The 15,306-nt window shown below is 52.5% G+C and carries 11 protein-coding genes and 2 pseudogenes; 4 read left to right on the forward strand and 9 right to left on the reverse strand.

The window, feature by feature from the left end; genetic code table 11:
- The first annotated feature begins 74 nt into the window (after positions 1 to 74).
- Together EPD59_RS05515 and EPD59_RS05520 are read left to right on the forward strand one after the other, a co-directional pair.
- Entirely contained in the window at positions 75 to 3,092 is a 3,018-nt protein-coding gene (locus tag EPD59_RS05515) for a SusC/RagA family TonB-linked outer membrane protein (protein WP_133271916.1), read from the forward strand.
- A 23-nt stretch (positions 3,093 to 3,115) separates the two neighbouring features.
- Positions 3,116 to 4,531: a RagB/SusD family nutrient uptake outer membrane protein gene (locus tag EPD59_RS05520; RefSeq protein WP_133271917.1), complete on the forward strand. Its 1,416-nt coding sequence runs from the start codon at positions 3,116 to 3,118 to the stop codon at positions 4,529 to 4,531.
- A gap of 65 nt (positions 4,532 to 4,596) precedes the next feature.
- Here the strand turns inward: EPD59_RS05520 and prfB are convergent.
- From prfB to EPD59_RS05560, 8 genes and pseudogenes are all read right to left on the reverse strand, one after another.
- A pseudogene (gene prfB / locus EPD59_RS05525) lies at positions 4,597 to 5,673 on the reverse strand (peptide chain release factor 2).
- Positions 5,674 to 5,791: 118 nt separating this feature from the next.
- Positions 5,792 to 6,856: a branched-chain amino acid aminotransferase gene (locus EPD59_RS05530; RefSeq protein WP_133271918.1), complete on the reverse strand. Its 1,065-nt coding sequence runs from the start codon at positions 6,854 to 6,856 to the stop codon at positions 5,792 to 5,794.
- Positions 6,857 to 7,042: 186 nt separating this feature from the next.
- The gene (locus EPD59_RS05535; RefSeq protein ID WP_133271919.1) at positions 7,043 to 7,591 is read right to left on the reverse strand and encodes a cob(I)yrinic acid a,c-diamide adenosyltransferase; all 549 of its coding nucleotides are present in this window, start codon (positions 7,589 to 7,591) and stop codon (positions 7,043 to 7,045) included.
- Between the two features lie 77 nt (positions 7,592 to 7,668).
- Positions 7,669 to 8,397 carry an ABC transporter ATP-binding protein gene (locus tag EPD59_RS05540; RefSeq protein WP_133271920.1) on the reverse strand — a complete coding sequence of 243 codons (729 nt, stop codon included), beginning with the start codon at positions 8,395 to 8,397 and terminating at the stop codon, positions 7,669 to 7,671.
- A gap of 15 nt (positions 8,398 to 8,412) precedes the next feature.
- Positions 8,413 to 11,466: a tetratricopeptide repeat protein gene (locus tag EPD59_RS05545; protein ID WP_133271921.1), complete on the reverse strand. Its 3,054-nt coding sequence runs from the start codon at positions 11,464 to 11,466 to the stop codon at positions 8,413 to 8,415.
- Positions 11,467 to 11,472: 6 nt separating this feature from the next.
- Positions 11,473 to 11,760 (reverse strand): Asp-tRNA(Asn)/Glu-tRNA(Gln) amidotransferase subunit GatC, encoded by a 288-nt coding sequence (gene gatC / locus EPD59_RS05550; RefSeq protein ID WP_133271922.1) that lies wholly within the window; start codon positions 11,758 to 11,760, stop codon positions 11,473 to 11,475.
- Positions 11,761 to 11,785: 25 nt separating this feature from the next.
- Positions 11,786 to 12,682, reverse strand: coding sequence for a lysophospholipid acyltransferase family protein (locus EPD59_RS05555; protein ID WP_240731631.1), 897 nt, complete (start codon positions 12,680 to 12,682; stop codon positions 11,786 to 11,788).
- A 185-nt stretch (positions 12,683 to 12,867) separates the two neighbouring features.
- Positions 12,868 to 13,445: pseudogene (locus EPD59_RS05560) on the reverse strand (NUDIX domain-containing protein).
- Between the two features lie 418 nt (positions 13,446 to 13,863).
- On the opposite strand from EPD59_RS05560, the gene EPD59_RS05565 reads away from it, so the two are divergent.
- On the forward strand, positions 13,864 to 14,109 hold the full coding sequence (locus tag EPD59_RS05565) for a hypothetical protein (RefSeq protein ID WP_133271923.1): 246 nt from the start codon (positions 13,864 to 13,866) through the stop codon (positions 14,107 to 14,109).
- 136 nt (positions 14,110 to 14,245) lie between these two features.
- Positions 14,246 to 14,821 (forward strand): ribonuclease HII, encoded by a 576-nt coding sequence (locus tag EPD59_RS05570; RefSeq protein WP_133271924.1) that lies wholly within the window; start codon positions 14,246 to 14,248, stop codon positions 14,819 to 14,821.
- 38 nt (positions 14,822 to 14,859) lie between these two features.
- On the opposite strand, the gene EPD59_RS05575 is transcribed toward EPD59_RS05570, so the two are convergent.
- Entirely contained in the window at positions 14,860 to 15,306 is a 447-nt protein-coding gene (locus EPD59_RS05575) for a response regulator (protein ID WP_133271925.1), read from the reverse strand.

A 15,306-nucleotide genomic window follows, 5' to 3' on the forward strand; every position in this document is an offset into this window, starting at 1 on the left:
ATACTTTTTACTTATTTACTTCCATTCCTCCCACTAAACAGCTTTTTTACAAAATTTAAACAATCTCAACTCACATGAAAAAAACTCTATTAATCATCTTCTTGATGGTCACCGCCTTGTTGCAGCAGGTGGTGGCTCAGGATAGAAGTATTTCCGGAAGGGTAACAGACGCATCAAGCGGCCAGGGCTTACCCGGTGTAACGGTATTAGTGAAGGGCACAACTGTAGGTGTCTCAACTGATGCAGATGGAAGTTTTAGCGTAAATGCGCCAGCTTCAGCTACTACTCTAGCTTTCTCCTCTATCGGTTATCTAACTGTAGAGCGCGCTATTGGAAACGCTAGCACTATTAATGTGCAACTCGCAACTGATACTCGCCAACTAGAAGAAGTAGTTGTAACTGGTCTAGCGACCTCTATTAAGCGGTCTAACTTGGCTAACGCTGTAACTACTATTTCCGCGAAAGAGCTAGTGGGCAGTACGCGTCCTGTAACAGTGGACGCTGCACTGAACGGTAAAGTAGTAGGTGCTAATATTTCTCAGACATCGGGTGCGCCAGGTGGCGGCGTAGCTATTCAGTTACGTGGTATCTCCTCACTTACTGGCGGTACGCAGCCACTCTACATTATAGATGGTGTGTATGCAGTAAATGCTGAAGTTGGTAATGGCGCCGGCGCCGCTGCGTTCTCTGCGGCTGCCTCAACTACTGCAGGTCGTAGCACACAAGATAACCCAGTTAACCGCCTTGCTGATCTAAACCCTAATGACATTGAGAGCATTGAGGTGCTAAAGGGCTCCAGCGCAGCAGCTATCTACGGTACTCGTGCTAATGCTGGAGTAATTATCATCAAAACGAAGCGTGGTGTCGCTGGCCAAACCCGTGTTAGCTTCAACCAAGATCTAGGCTTTGCTAAGGCATGGAATCTTTTAGGTAAGGAAGACTGGAATAACGAGAAAATTGACCGTTTTTATACTAACGCCGCACGCGCTACCCTCGAAAAGCAGCGTTTGGCAGAAGCTCAAGCAAGTGGTCAGGTATACGATTATGAAAAGCAGATTTTCGGTAATACCGGTTTCCTGCGCAATACCTCGTTGAGTGTTTCGGGTGGTTCAGAGAAAACGAAATTTTACGTAGCTGGCACCAGTACTGACGAAGGCGGTATTGTTGATCGTACAGGATTTAAGCGCAACTCAATTCGAGCCAACCTTGACCAGAAAATTGGAGAGCGTATCGATATCGGTATTACGTCCAGTTTCATCCGTTCGCAGAACCGTCGCGGCTTTACCGGTAACGATAATCGCGGTGTAAGCTTAGGCTACACCCTTGCTTCTCTACCCAGCTATGCTCAACTGCAGCCAAATGAAGCAGGTATTTTTCCTGACAACCTGTACGGTGGCGACAATCCTTTGGCTATCGTAGCGCGCGGTGTAAACGAAGAGAACACCAATCGTACGGTGCAAGCTGTAAACGGTACTTTACGCATACTTGAGAGTGAGAAATCCTCACTCCGTCTGGCTGTACAGGGCGGCATTGACTATTCAAATAGTGATGCGCTATTGGCGTTGCCTTCTGATTTGCAATCGCAGCGTAGTCTGCCTAATCCAGGTGCAGTACGTGTGCTGAAAAACCAGTTCTTCAACTATAACCTGCAGGGGTTCTTAGTCTATGACTGGCGCTTGGGAGAAACTATTAATCTTACCTCGCAGGTTGGAACAGTGCGCTTAGGTCTGGATCGTAACTTAAGCTACAGCCAAGGCCAGAATTTGGCTCCTGGCGACCCATTGACTCCCAACCGTAGCTCACTGGTAACCCAAGAAGTGGAACTCGGCTCAGAGCGTGACATTGGTCACGTAGCGCAGCAGGAGGTTAATTTCAATGATCAAATCATTGCTACCGCTGGTGTGCGCTTCGACAAATCGAGCCGCAACGGTGACCCTAACAAGTACTATGCTTTCCCCAAGGCCTCTTTGGCTGTAAATATTGCCAAGTTTGGGTTTTTTGATCTACCATCAGTGAACTTGGTGAAGCTCCGTGCAGCTTATGGTGAAACCGGTGCTCCTGGCTTCTTCGGCTCTACTTTCTCACCCTTAACTAACACAAGTATTGGCGGCCGCGTAGGCTTTTTGCCTTCAACACTTGTAGGTAACCCCGACATCGGCCCGGAGCGCGCCACTGAGTTTGAAACCGGAGTAGACCTTGCCTTTCTCGATAGCCGCATCAGCTTTGAGGCAACCTTCTATAATAAGGTAGCAAAAGACCTTGTCAATTCGTTTGTACTGGCCCCAAGCACTGGCGTAACTTCTATTCGGGCTTTCCCAGTGGGTGACCTGCAGAACCGGGGTCTAGAACTGTCACTCGGTGTTACTCCGATACGCAGCGAAAACTTCAACTGGGTGTCAACTACTCAGTATTGGTTTAACCGTACGGAAGTAACCCGCATCGTGGTACCAGCTTTCAATACCGGTTTAGGTTTCGGTAACGCTTATGGCCGCAACGTATTCACTTTAGGCGAATCGCCCTCACGCTGGTACGGCTCACCAACTAGCGCCGTCGACAACCCTAATAATCCTAGCTTCCTGACGCGCTATGAGGAGGCTCAGCCTAAGTTCCAGATGTCTTTCCTGAACAATTTCACGTTGTTTAAGAATGTAGAAGTATCCTTCCTGCTTCACTGGCGCAAGGATTCGTATACAAGCAATCTCAGCCGTTTGCTACAAGATGAAGGTGGCACTACTGAGGACTGGAGTGAGAACAGTGGTGAAGTTGATGAAGCTGGTAACGTTTTAACTAACGGACAATACCGGGCAGGACTAACAGCTCGCGAATTCATCCAGAATTCGGGCTACGTACGGTTACGCGAGGCCAGCATTTATTATTCGGTACCAGCTAGCATTCGTACTGCACTATTCAAAGACTTCGTACGCAACATTCGGATAGGGGCGTCTGGGAACAATTTGATCACCTGGACTGATTATGTGGGTTACGATCCGGAAGTTTCCAACTTTGGTGCTACCTCCAATGGTGCTCAAGTGGATGTAAGTAGCTTCCCCAATACTCGGCGTGTGTTCTTTCACCTGAGCCTTGATTTTTAATCTTCACTCGCTTCAATCTTCCCATGAATATTATATTAAAATTTCAAGCGCGGCCCTTCCTGATGGCAGGCGCATTAGCTACTTTGCTTAGCGCGAGCAGTTGCAGCACTTTTGAAATTGATGAAGTAACTGATCCTAATAATGCGAGCATTGAGAGCGTGGTTGCTAATGCCAGCCAAGCTCAACTCAACGCATTGGCAGTAGGGGTGGAAGCTTCGCTTCGGCTTGGCCACGCAAATAATAGCTCCTACAACCAAGTAGTAGGTACGATGGGCCGGGAGGTAACTGTACTGAACCAAACGGAAGGACGTTGGTACTTAGAACTTCAAGGCCGGCGCGGAACTACTAATACTGTAGATGTACTCGATGATGCGGCATATTACAACGGGCAGTATACTGATTTTGCACGTGTAGGCCGTGCTGCCCGAGTTTTCCGCGCTTCCGCTGATGCAAGTAATGTCATTAATGCCGAGCAAAAGAGTGGTGTTGCTGGTTTTACCCGTACCTACGAGGCACTAAGCAAATTGCATCTGCTCAATTTACAGGGTGAGAATGGTATTCGAGTCGATTTGGACGATATCAGACGCCCTGGCAAATTTGTGACTCAAGCCGAAGCTTTAACTAATATCCGTCAACAGCTCGATCAAGCCGACCAAGACTTGGCTGCCGCTGGTGCTGCTTTTGCATTCCCGCTGTCAAGTGGTTACACTGGTTTCAACACGCCCGCTACCTTCCGGCGTTTTAATAGGGCACTAGCTGCTCGAGTGTCATTGTACCAGGCTGACTATGCTGCTGCTCTAACAGCTTTAAACGCTTCATTTTATGATCGGGCTGGTAGCCTTACGTTGGGTCCCAAAATGACATTTAGCCCAACTACGGCCAGCGACGTGGGTAACCCATATTTTCAGGTGCCAGATGGTGAGCCAAATAACTTAGTAACAGTACCTAGCAACTTTGTAACAGAGGCAGAAGCAGGCGACTTGCGCTTAGCCAAGGTTGCCCTGCGTACTACTCCTCGCACATTACAAGGTATAACCGGCAGTTATGAGGCTCGGGTATTTGCTTCGCAAAGTGCTACCCTCGATATTATTCGCAACGAAGAGCTTATCCTAATAGCAGCTGAAGCGCGGGCTAATACGGGTGATCTGACCGGGGCTCTGGCTGACATTAATGCTATTCGGACTCGGGCTGGAGGCTTACCTGCTCTCACGGCTGGTTCGCTTGCGGGACTACCTCAGTACATCAATGAAATTCTGAAGCAACGCCGGTATTCCTTATTCTATGAAGGCCACCGCTGGATCGATCTGCGTCGTTTGAATCGGTTGAATCCAACTCCGGCTCCTGGTCAGACATTGGCTTTCACAGCAGCTCCTTACAAATTGTTTACCCGTTTAGAGCGGCCTGCAGCTGAAAAGCAGTGGGACATTGCAAATCCTTAATCTGTAGCTTGTAATAACAAAAAAGCCCCCAGAAATTATCTGGGGGCTTTTTTGTGTCTGCCATTTTACTGTTCCATCAGGAAGCCCTTGATGTACTCGTCGAGGTCACCATCTAATACATTTTGGACGTCGGTGCGCTCTATGCCGGTACGCAAGTCTTTGATGAGCTTATACGGATGCAGCACGTAATTCCGGATTTGTGAGCCGAAGTCGATACGCTTTTTGCCCGCTTCCACCTTGTCACGTTCTGTGTTGCGCTTGTCAATTTCAATCTGGTACAGCCGTGACTTCAGCATACGGAGCGCATGCTCTTTGTTCATGAGCTGGCTGCGCTCAATCTGGCATTCGATGACGATGCCGGAAGGCGCGTGTTTCAGGCGAACAGCCGTCTCCACTTTGTTCACATTTTGCCCCCAGCACCACCGGCCCGGTACGTATCCCAGGTAATATCGGCGGGGTTTATCTGAATGTTGATGGTATCATCAACAACGGGGTAGGCGAATACCGAGGCGAACGACGTATGGCGCCGACCACTGGAGTCGAAAGGAGAGATGCGCACTAGTCGATGCACGCCAATCTCGCTTTTCAGGTAGCCGTAAGCAAAGTCGCCACTGATTTCCAGCGAAGCCGATTTAATGCCGCCACCTTCACCGGGCTGGTAGCTAACCTGCCGTACCTCAAACTTGTGCTTCTCGCCCCACATGATGTACATGCGCATGAGCATCTCAGCCCAGTCCTGGCTTTCGGTGCCGCCAGCGCCGGGGTTGATGTCAATAATGGCAGAAAGCTGATCCTCTTCATCAGAAAGCATGCGCTTGAACTCAAGCTCCTCCACCGCTTTCTGAGCCTTCTCGAACTCCCGCTGCATCTCCTGCTCGGTGGCTTCACCTTCGCGGTAAAAGTCGAACAGGACCTCCGTATCGGCGACGGTGTGGGCTACGGCTTCGTAGTCATCGGTCCAGACTTTAATTGACTTAATGTCTTTCAGAATAGCCTCAGCCTTTTTCGAGTCATCCCAGAAATCGGGTGCCGTTGTTTGCTGTTCGGCTTCTTCTATTTGGGCTTTGCGGTTATCGTAGTCAAAGATACCTCCTCAGGGCCTCAGCGCGGCCCTTCAATTCCTTAACCTGATCTTGGGTCATATGGGAACAGAAAAATGAATACTATTTATGAAAGCGGCAAAGGTCCGCAAAATAAAGCGGTCAGCCTTGTTATAGACTGACCGCTTTATGAATAAGCTGTAACTACCTGACCAGTGTATTATACGCTTACCATCCAGCCGTGGGTATCGGCCGCCTGGCCGTTGCGAATGGCATCCAGCGCCTTGGAAACCCGCTTGGAGATGGACTCGGGGCCGGTGGGGGGCAAATCGTAGTCTTGATTGCGGTAGCCAATGGTTGCAATGGGGGCAATAGTGGCCGCTGTGCCTACACCAAATGCTTCCTGCAACGTGCCTTCGGCCTGGGCTTTCAAAATCTCGTCAATAGAAATCTTACGCTCTTCTACTGGTAGATTCCAGTCGCGGGCTATCTGCAGCACGCTTTTGCGGGTGATACCGTCCAGAATAGAGGTACTGAGGGCCGGCGTAATGATGCGGCCATCAATGACAAACATTACGTTCATCGTACCCGATTCTTCTACGTAACGATGCTCTGAGGCATCGGTCCACAGCAGTTGCTGATAACCTTCTTGGTTAGCCTTTTTGGTGGGCAACATGGAGGCTCCGTAGTTGCCGGCTGCTTTAGCATAGCCCGCACCACCTTCGGCCGAGCGAACGAACTTCTCTTCAAACCGAACCCGCAGCGGCTTATTATAATACAAACCCACAGGGCAGGTAAAAATCATGAAGCGGTAGGAATTAGAGGGCCGAACCCCCACAAACCCATCTGTGGCAAACATAAACGGCCGGATATAGAGCGCACTGCCAGGGCCATCAGGAATCCAGGCAGAGTCGAGGCGCACGAGCTGGGTGAGGCCCTGCATGAATAGCTCCTCGGGAATAGTAGGCATGCACATGCGCTCGGCTGAGGCATTCAGACGGTGAAAGTTGTCGAGGGGACGAAACAATGCTACCTCGCCATCAGCATTTTTGTACGCTTTCATGCCCTCAAAAATTGCCTGCCCATAGTGTAGGGCCGAGTTGGCGGGGCTGACAGCCATGTCGCCGTAGGGCACGATCTGCGGTTCCTGCCACTCGCCGTCGTGGTAGTCGACCGCGAACATGTGGTCGGAGAAAATCTTACCGAACTCGAGCGTACTGGCATCGAGGTTCGACAGGCGAGAAGCTGTGGTACGCTGGGTCCGAATGGTCAAGGTATCAAGCATAGGGTGAGTAATAGAAAGGGTGGGTGGGTAAGGTATCAAACGGCGGACTGGGGTGGGCAGTTGCCGCCGCTCGGGGTGCAAAGATAAACGAAGATCAAGCCACGATCGGGGAGGCGTAGCAGGCAGACAAGAATAGGGTTGGGCGAGTAAGCTAACTACAATTGCCCCCCAGATAATTTCACGCGGTTACAGCCGTGCTTTCCAGGTTACTTCTTCAGAGCCAAGCTCTTGGGCCATCTTCCGACTGAGTACGAATAGATAGTCAGACAGCCGATTCAGGTATATAACGACCAGCTCAGCCACAAACGATTCTTCACTTAGATGAATCACCAAGCGCTCGGCGCGCCGACACACGCAGCGCGCTACGTGGGCATACGACACCGCTACATGGCCGCCGGGCAGAATGAAGGCGCGTAGCTCGGGCAACTCCTCATTCATCCGGTCCATCTCGCTTTCCAACAGCAACACATCTTCCTCGTGCAAATCAGGGATCTTCATCTTCGACTTCTCAGGGTCGGAGGCGAGTGAAGCGCCGATGGTGAACAGGCGGTCCTGGATTTCCTTGAGCAAGTCGCGGCGGGGGGCATTTATTTCCTGATCACGAACCAAGCCGATATAGGAATTGAGCTCATCCACGGTGCCGTAGCTTTCAATGCGTAGGCTAGCCTTGGAAACGCGGGTGCCGCCGATAAGAGAGGTAAGCCCTTTATCGCCGGTTTTGGTATAAATCTTCATGCTTGGTCAATCAACAATAGCGCAACAAGTAATGCCCTTATAAGAGTACCGGGGGGCAAAAAGTTACTTGCTTATCGCTACTTGTTCATTGTTAGCTGGTTAGCGTGGGTGGCAATTTCGGTATTCTCTACATCCGACTCCACCAGTCCATCGCGCAGACGCACGATGCGGTGTGCGTAGTGGGCAATGTCCTCTTCGTGCGTCACCATGATAATGGTGTGCCCTTTGGCGTACAGCGCCTCAAAGAGGTCCATGATTTCGTGGCTGGTTTTGGTGTCGAGGTTACCCGTTGGTTCGTCGGCCAGCAGAATACTAGGGTTATTAACCAAAGCACGAGCAATAGCTACCCGTTGCCGTTGACCACCCGATAGCTCATTAGGCCGGTGCTTAGCCCGGGTATCGAGGCCCACACTGCGCAGTGATTCCATGGCTTTTTCTTCCCGGTCGCGCTTATTGTAGCCAGCATAAATGAGCGGCAGGGCCACATTATCCAGAGAGCTGGCGCGGGGCAGCAGGTTAAACGTCTGAAAAACGAAGCCTATTTCCTTATTGCGTACTTCAGCCAGCTCGTTATCCGACATCCGGCTTACATCTTGGCCATTAAGAATATACGTGCCATCGGTGGGCGTATCAAGACAGCCGACGATGTTCATGAGCGTCGACTTGCCAGAGCCCGAAGGACCCATAAACGCTACGTACTCGCCCCGCTGAATGCTAATCGTAACGGACCGGAGCGCGTGAATACGCTCGGCACCCATTTGATAGATTTTGGAGATGCCAGTAGTTTCAATAACAGGAGGTAGCATGTGCAGCAGGCCAGGTTAGTTCCAAGGAGCAAGAGCAGCGGCCTGAGCGGCCCGCTGCGCCTCGTATTTACTACGAAAGGTAACATATTCCGCTGGTGCGAGCAATGTGCGCAATTTCTCGAGAGGTTCCTTGGCATAGGCCTCCAATCCTGCCTGTACAGCCCCTATCACATAGGCCTGTAGCAACGGCGTTGATTCCGGGTTGTAGTCCAGTCCTTTGAGCAGTACATCGTATGCTGCGGCATAATTCTGCTGGCGGGCATGGAAATCGGCGGCGGCCAACACTCCTTCTGTCAGGAAAGGTGCTTCCTGCGCAAGCTTCGCATAAAGACGTGCAGCATCGGTGGGCTTGTTGGCGAGGGCAGCCTGAAAATAAAGCCGGTGCGGCTGGTGCTGGGGGGCAAAATAAGCTGTGCTTACCAATTGGCGAAGGTCGGCAGGCTGCTTGGCTTGCACGTAAAACTTGCCGCGCAGCACATTCCAGTCAGAGGCTACTTCATTTTTAGTGGTCGGCGAAGGTGCGTGTCGCTGTAAAGCTGCGCGCACTGATTCTGAGTTGCCTGAGGCTAATACGCGTGGCAGTTGAGCTAGCAAAGCTGCCTGCCGCGCCTTAGGATCAGCAATAGCTTCGGCGGCGCCCAGCAAACTCAGATGATCAGCATTTGGAACTGCGCTGCGCAGTATGATATACTGAGCTTTTAAAGAGTCAGAAGCCGACGGGTATTGGGTGGCAAAATCCAGCGCAAGAATGTTTCGTAACCGTTGGCCCTGCCGAGCTAATGTAGGATTTGGGTCGCGGGCGGCCACGGCAGCTTGTGCTTGGGCCGAATCAGGCTGACCGGCTAAAGCGAATGCGTAGGCGCGTGGGAGCGCGGCCTCGGTAAATCCATTTCGGGCAGCCTCCGCAAAATAGGCTGCTGCTGTAGCGTAAAGCCCTTGGTCCAGCAGCCACATAGCCCGCACTTGCTGGTAATAGGCTGCGCTGGGTGAGTTGCCAATAACCAAGGGAAGCAGCGTAGCCTGTGCCGCTACCGGTCGGCCACCATAGTATTGCGTTAAAGCGCGCAGAAATGTGAGTTGCTCAGAATAGGCACTATTACCCGGACGACTATTTGCCTGAGTGAGAGCGGGGAGCAGCGCCATATCGCGGGCGGCGAGTCGGCGAAGGCCCATATGGTAAAGACGACCAAACTCAGCAGCGCTTAGGTCCTGAGCAGTATCGGCAGATGTTGGGGTACTTTCCTTGTCGCCGGTAAGGCGGGCCAAAAGGAGCGTATTGCTTTGCAAAGCCACATCATCGGTCTGGGGGGCATTTTCTCGCAAAAAGTCCTGCGCCGCTTTCAGTTCTTGATTTTGCACCAAAAAGGCCAACTGGTTGGCTCGCACAACGGCATTATCGGGAGACAGCGCCGCAGCTCGCTGCTGATAAAACAAGACGGAGTCGGTGAGGGCGGAGCGGGAGTATAGTTGTGCCAGGTCGTTTGCCAAACGTGCACTCTGGGGGGCATTTTTGATGCCTTCCTGCAACGTTTTCTGACGGTCGAAGAAGTCGGTAGGCTCGTTGAATAAAGCGGCTAACCGCAGGGAGATTTTCTCCGAAGGCGCACGGCTCAAGGCCCGACGAAGAGCATTAATTTCATTCTGACGTTGGCTCCGAAACCGATAGAGCGCCGCCCGGCCCAAGCTAGCGCGATGGTTGAAGCGGTCGTACACATCGCTCTCAGCGTAATAGCGCTCCGATAAAAGGGCCAAACCATCGTTGGTAGGCTGTTCTTCGCTTTGCAGCCGACTCAAGTCGCCAAGGTTATTGTAGAAAGCCGCTCGTACCTGATCAAGCACATAGAAGTTATTGCGCATCGACACAATCCCCAATGCCCCAATACCAATGATATAGACGGTGTAAAAAGGCAGCCGACGCGGCTCGTACACTACGCGGTACACGCGCAGCCGCTGCCGGATAAGAGGGGCAAAATTGAGTAAGATATACAGCAAAAAAGCCCCCCCACAGGTCAGCAGGGTCAAAGCCGTGAAGTCGCGACCAGCAGTGATAAGCGGGTCATTAGCCGTAGCAAGCGCATAGCCTAGGCTGCCGGCCGCCAGCGCCACCAGCACCAGATAAATATGCGCGGCGCCGGGCCAGTAGCCAACCCAAGTGCCGTAGGTAGCCGCCCGACGCCGCAGCCCCAGCCAGCCCACCAGCACTGCTGGCAGTAGTAGCAAGTAGGGCTCCAAACGGACGTTGGGCAGAATCATAAGTTCGCCGTCGTTCAGATAATACAGAAGCAGGGTGCCTAGATAAAGCACGCTAGCCAGCACAAATGGTAACAAGCCAAACCGGCTACCCGGGTTTTCAGCCTGCGTATTCAGCCACAATAGCCCGTGAATATTCTCGAAGGCCACCCACAGTACCAGCAAAGCAAAAGCCACTGCTCCACTAATGGTCGCGTAGCTAGTCAGATGCAAGGCAGTGAAAGCAGGTGAGAAGTTGCTTTGTAGAAGTAGAATGGCGCTCAGCGCGCCTACCAATACCGCAAACGTGAGCAGCCGCTGCCCAAGCGAGGCAGCGGGCCAGAAGGCGTGAAAAGCAAAAGCCGGTAGCCCTAGCATCGCCAATGCCAGTACTAGGAAATACTGTTGCAAGGAGTCGAACACACCGAGTAAATCGGCATTGAGCGACATGAGCAGGAAGATAACCAGCGCCATGCCCACAACGAAGGCCGGGCGGGCCAGGGTACTGACTACCGCCAGAAAATATACGAGACAAACCGCCAGCAGACCCAGCCAGGCCATAGCTGCCTCGGGCTGAATATATGGCCCCGCTACATCATACGTCTGCGTGACCAGGTAGCCGTTAAGCCGTAGGGCTAGCTCGTCGAGGCCAATTTTGAGTGGCGCGAGCGTGGTGGGTACGGCCGTGAGTTGAGGCACCGTAACTACGGGCAGCGTCCGCTCAGAGCCGGTGAAGTAATGAAACAAGGCTAGGCCAACGGCCAGCAATGCCACTAAACCTAGAAGTAGCAGGGCAACACGCCGGCGCGGAGCGGGCGGCAAAGCAAGGGGAGTAGGCACCAACGGTTATTCCAACACTTTTGGAACGCGGAAGTAATCCGAATCTTTGCGCGGGGCGTTGCGCAGCCCATCCTGATGATTGATGGTGTTCTGTGCTTCGTCGGGTCGCAATACGTTGATTTCCTGAGATAAATGCACTAAAGGCTCCACATCGGTGGTGTCGAGTTCGCGCAGTTCAGCTACCCAATCCAGAATTTTATTGAGGTCACCGAGCATTTCCTGCTCCTTAGTAGCGTCAAACTCAAGGCGGGCCAGATGGGCAAGTTTGCGTAGGGTGGCAAGATCAGTACTCACTATAGAAAGAAATTAAGAGGGATACTTATGAATTGGGAAGGCTAAGCTCGGCGTTGCCGTTCGTTAGCGTATTATCAGTATTCGGCCCTGAGGTAGTAGCCTGCTGGGGGGCTTTTTTAGTTGCTTCCGATTTACCGGAGCGCAAAAACGGTCGGGGCGAAGGTTCTGGCAGGCCAGCTGCATCGGGGTGAAACTCGCTAGCAATAATAGCGAATGCGCGCTGCTTGAGCGTTTCTACGTCAGCTAGCGTCATGCCATGCGTTGGAATCGGGTCGTGAAGAACAATGCGCAAGGGCGAATAGCGCACCCGTAGTTCTCCATCCAAGTCAGGCAGAAAACGATGATTAAGGGGCATCGAGACGGGTACAATAGGAACGCCTGCGCTGATAGCGAGCTGAAATGCGCCGTCTTTAAAGGGCAGCATTTCCTCGCCGGGCTTCTTTGAGATTGTGCCCTCCGGAAAAATAACGACCGAGCGGCCCTGTGCCAGCCCGTTGCGAGCGTGCACAATAGCTCGCCCCCGGCTCAACGCACTCTCCCGGTTTACAGTGATATACACGCGCCCAAATAATGGCCCCCAGAACGGCACTTTGGCCAATGAGCTTTTACCCACGATGTTCAGAAAGCCAGGAATAGCTTTGAACAGCATCGGAATGTCGATATAAGAGCTATGGTTGGCCACGTACACACACGGCTGGCTGGGGGGCAATTGGTTTTTGCGCACTACCTCCACAGGCATACCCCACATCCGTATCGAAATGATAGACCAGCTCCGATTAAACGTGTGCAGGTGCCGGTACCAAGCAGGCCGCCGCCCCAGCACCCACTGTGCCGGGTACGTAACCACGAAGGGCATCACAAACCAAAACGTACTCCAGGTAGTGTAAAGCCGATGTCCGAGAAAACGCAGCAGGTCACGCATAGCGCAAATTTAGGAGATAGGAGTTAGAAGCGCGGAGGTAAGCTTCTTTTTAGGAGAACGAGAGCAAGTTTACTCCCCTTTGCCCACGCGGATTACCGAGCTAATCAGGGAAATAGTTCCTAGCCAAGCGTTAACGAGAAAACTACCGTATTCAGCATGTAACCTCAAGTACGGACTTTCGCGACCTACTTTCTACTGGCCAGTACTTTCTCGGCTTTAAGCAAGCCAGCTACGCTGATGGCATCGGTGATGCGGTCGTCCATCACCATCTGGATGGCTTCGGCCAAGGGTAGCTTCCACAGCCGCAGATCTTCGGTTTCCTCCGGCTCTACCTCGCCCTGCTCCAAGTCTTCAGCCAGAAAAATGAAGCCTTCCTCATCCGTAACTGAGTTGGAAGTATGAATACGCGAGATAGTAGTCCAGCGCTTAGCAAGCAGGCCGGTCTCTTCGCGCAACTCCCGCTGCGCCGATTCCAGCACATCCAGCTCAATTGGTCCGCCACCCATTGGTATTTCCCAGGAGTACTCATTCAAGGTGTAGCGGTATTGGCCCACCAGCCAGGTATTGCCTTCCGCATCCACCGGGATAATACCGATGGCTTTGTTTTTCATGCTTACTACCCCATAAATTCCCCGGCCGCCCCCGGGTTAATTACCTGGTCCTCCCGAACCGTAATCCACGGATTCTGGTACTGCAGCGCGGTGCTTATTACTTGCCAGGGATTATGATTTGGATCGAAGTCGGAAGATGCGGAGTGCGACATGGGGTAGAATAAATACAACGTATAGGAGCGCAAAGGTAAGACAAGGCCCTAAGAGGGACCAAGCATGAAGTCTATCGGGGGAAAGAGCCGGTTGGACGAGCAGTAGCCGGAGTTGATCCAAAATATTTGGGTTAAATGGCTGATGGATAATACTTTTGCATCAATATTATAAGTACCTGCGGGGGGAGGTTGTGGAAAGGAAGAATCTTCCCGTGGGGCGCCGATCGGACCTAGGAGTAGGGTGAATAACAATAAACCATCGACGCACAAAAAAGCCCATTGCATAATGCAATGGGCTTTTTTGTATTTAAAAGCCAGCTAGCCGGGTGGCCGTAATCGTGCACTAACCTCGCGTAGGGGATGCGCGTACCAAGTATATAATCGCCCGCTTACATCCCGGGCGGTCCCCTATATTTTTATGGCTAACCAACCCAAAAAGCAAGCAGCTCAGCCCCAGCCCGGCGACCCGCTTTTCAACCTCAAACACGCGCAAGCAGAAGCCGAACTGGCCCAGAAAACCGGTGGCCTCGGCCCACTCACCAACGAGTATATTACCACTGACGAAGATGAAGCCCTCGACGAAGGCCCACGCGATAGCCAAGGTTTCCGGCGTGGCGAAAATGATGCTCCCGTAATCGGTAGCAACGCCGGCGACCATAAATAAACTTATCTGCCCTGCGGCAGAAACATAAATGAGTATCTAAAAAGGCTTTCCCCGCGGCGCTACTGGCCGTAGGGAAAGCCTTTTCTGTGGGCCTGAATGCCACAACCAACGTTGGGTTCTTACTTTCGCGGCTACTATGCTTCTCATTTCTCACACGCACGAGCCGCTCGAAGCGGGCCTCGACGAAGCTGGCCGGGGCTGTCTGGCCGGGCCGGTGTTTGCGGCGGCGGTAATTTTGCCCCCCAGCTTCACCTCCGCATTCCTCAACGACTCTAAACAGATGACGGCCCGTCGCCGCGAACTAGTAAAGGCGGAAATATGCGCGGGGGCGGTGGCGTGGGCGGTAGCTGAAGCTTCACCAGCGGAAATTGCCAGTATTAATATTGCGCAGGCCAGCTATTTAGCCATGCATCGGGCAGTAGCAGCGCTTCCAATGGTACCTACGCATCTGATTGTGGATGGCAACCGGTTTCGGGCCTACCCAAGTATTGAGCATACGTGTTTTGTGGGCGGCGATGGGCGCTATGCCAGCATAGCCGCCGCTTCGGTGCTAGCCAAAACGTTTCGAGATGAGCGAATGCGGACCCTAGCGGCAGAGTTTCCGGAGTATGGTTGGGAGCAAAATGCGGGCTACCCCACCAAAACGCACCGCGACGCCATCCGAAAATACGGGCCCACGGAGCATCATCGAATGGGCTTCCGGCTATTGTAGGGCAATTGATTTAGCAGTCTGAAACAAAAACTGAAGTTCTAGCTCTTCATCTGCAGCAAATCCAGAAAAAGGCTGAATCCATCAACCGTAGTAGCGCCTTCCCCAAATTTGTCAAAGCTCAGGGGCTTTACAATGTAGCCGCTTACGGCCAGCTCGCTGGCTTTGAGCCGGTCGGCTTCGAGGTCGGAGGTGGTCATAATGAACACGTTCAAGCCCACGAATTCGGGATCGGAGCGGAGCGTTTCGAGCAGCTCCAAGCCGTTCATGCGTGGCATATTAATGTCGAGCATCACCACGTTGGGCTTGGTAATTTTGTCCTGGCCATTTTCGCCGCGCAGCAAATTAAGCGCCTCACGGCCGTTACGAGCTAAGTGAAGCGGCACGTCGATATCATGCTTACGCAGTTCACGCTGCACATTCATGACGTCCATCTGGTCGTCTTCAACGAGCAGGATACTGGGGGTAGTAGTGGTTTCGAGCGACAT

It is taken from the genome of Hymenobacter radiodurans, from assembly GCF_004355185.1.
Classification (GTDB): Bacteria; Bacteroidota; Bacteroidia; order Cytophagales; family Hymenobacteraceae; genus Hymenobacter; species Hymenobacter radiodurans.

Excerpts from the sequence above, each read along its gene's own strand:
- EPD59_RS05555 (WP_240731631.1), bottom strand. The coding sequence starts at position 12,682 with ATGCGTGACCTGCTGCGTTTTCTCGGACATCGGCTTTACACTACCTGG.
- EPD59_RS05530 (WP_133271918.1), bottom strand. The coding sequence starts at position 6,856 with ATGCTTGATACCTTGACCATTCGGACCCAGCGTACCACAGCTTCTCGC.
- EPD59_RS05515 (WP_133271916.1), top strand. The coding sequence starts at position 75 with ATGAAAAAAACTCTATTAATCATCTTCTTGATGGTCACCGCCTTGTTG.
- EPD59_RS05565 (WP_133271923.1), top strand. The coding sequence starts at position 13,864 with ATGGCTAACCAACCCAAAAAGCAAGCAGCTCAGCCCCAGCCCGGCGAC.
- EPD59_RS05540 (WP_133271920.1), bottom strand. The coding sequence starts at position 8,397 with ATGCTACCTCCTGTTATTGAAACTACTGGCATCTCCAAAATCTATCAA.
- EPD59_RS05570 (WP_133271924.1), top strand. The coding sequence starts at position 14,246 with ATGCTTCTCATTTCTCACACGCACGAGCCGCTCGAAGCGGGCCTCGAC.
- EPD59_RS05575 (WP_133271925.1), bottom strand. The coding sequence starts at position 15,306 with ATGTCGCTCGAAACCACTACTACCCCCAGTATCCTGCTCGTTGAAGAC.
- EPD59_RS05520 (WP_133271917.1), top strand. The coding sequence starts at position 3,116 with ATGAATATTATATTAAAATTTCAAGCGCGGCCCTTCCTGATGGCAGGC.
- EPD59_RS05535 (WP_133271919.1), bottom strand. The coding sequence starts at position 7,591 with ATGAAGATTTATACCAAAACCGGCGATAAAGGGCTTACCTCTCTTATC.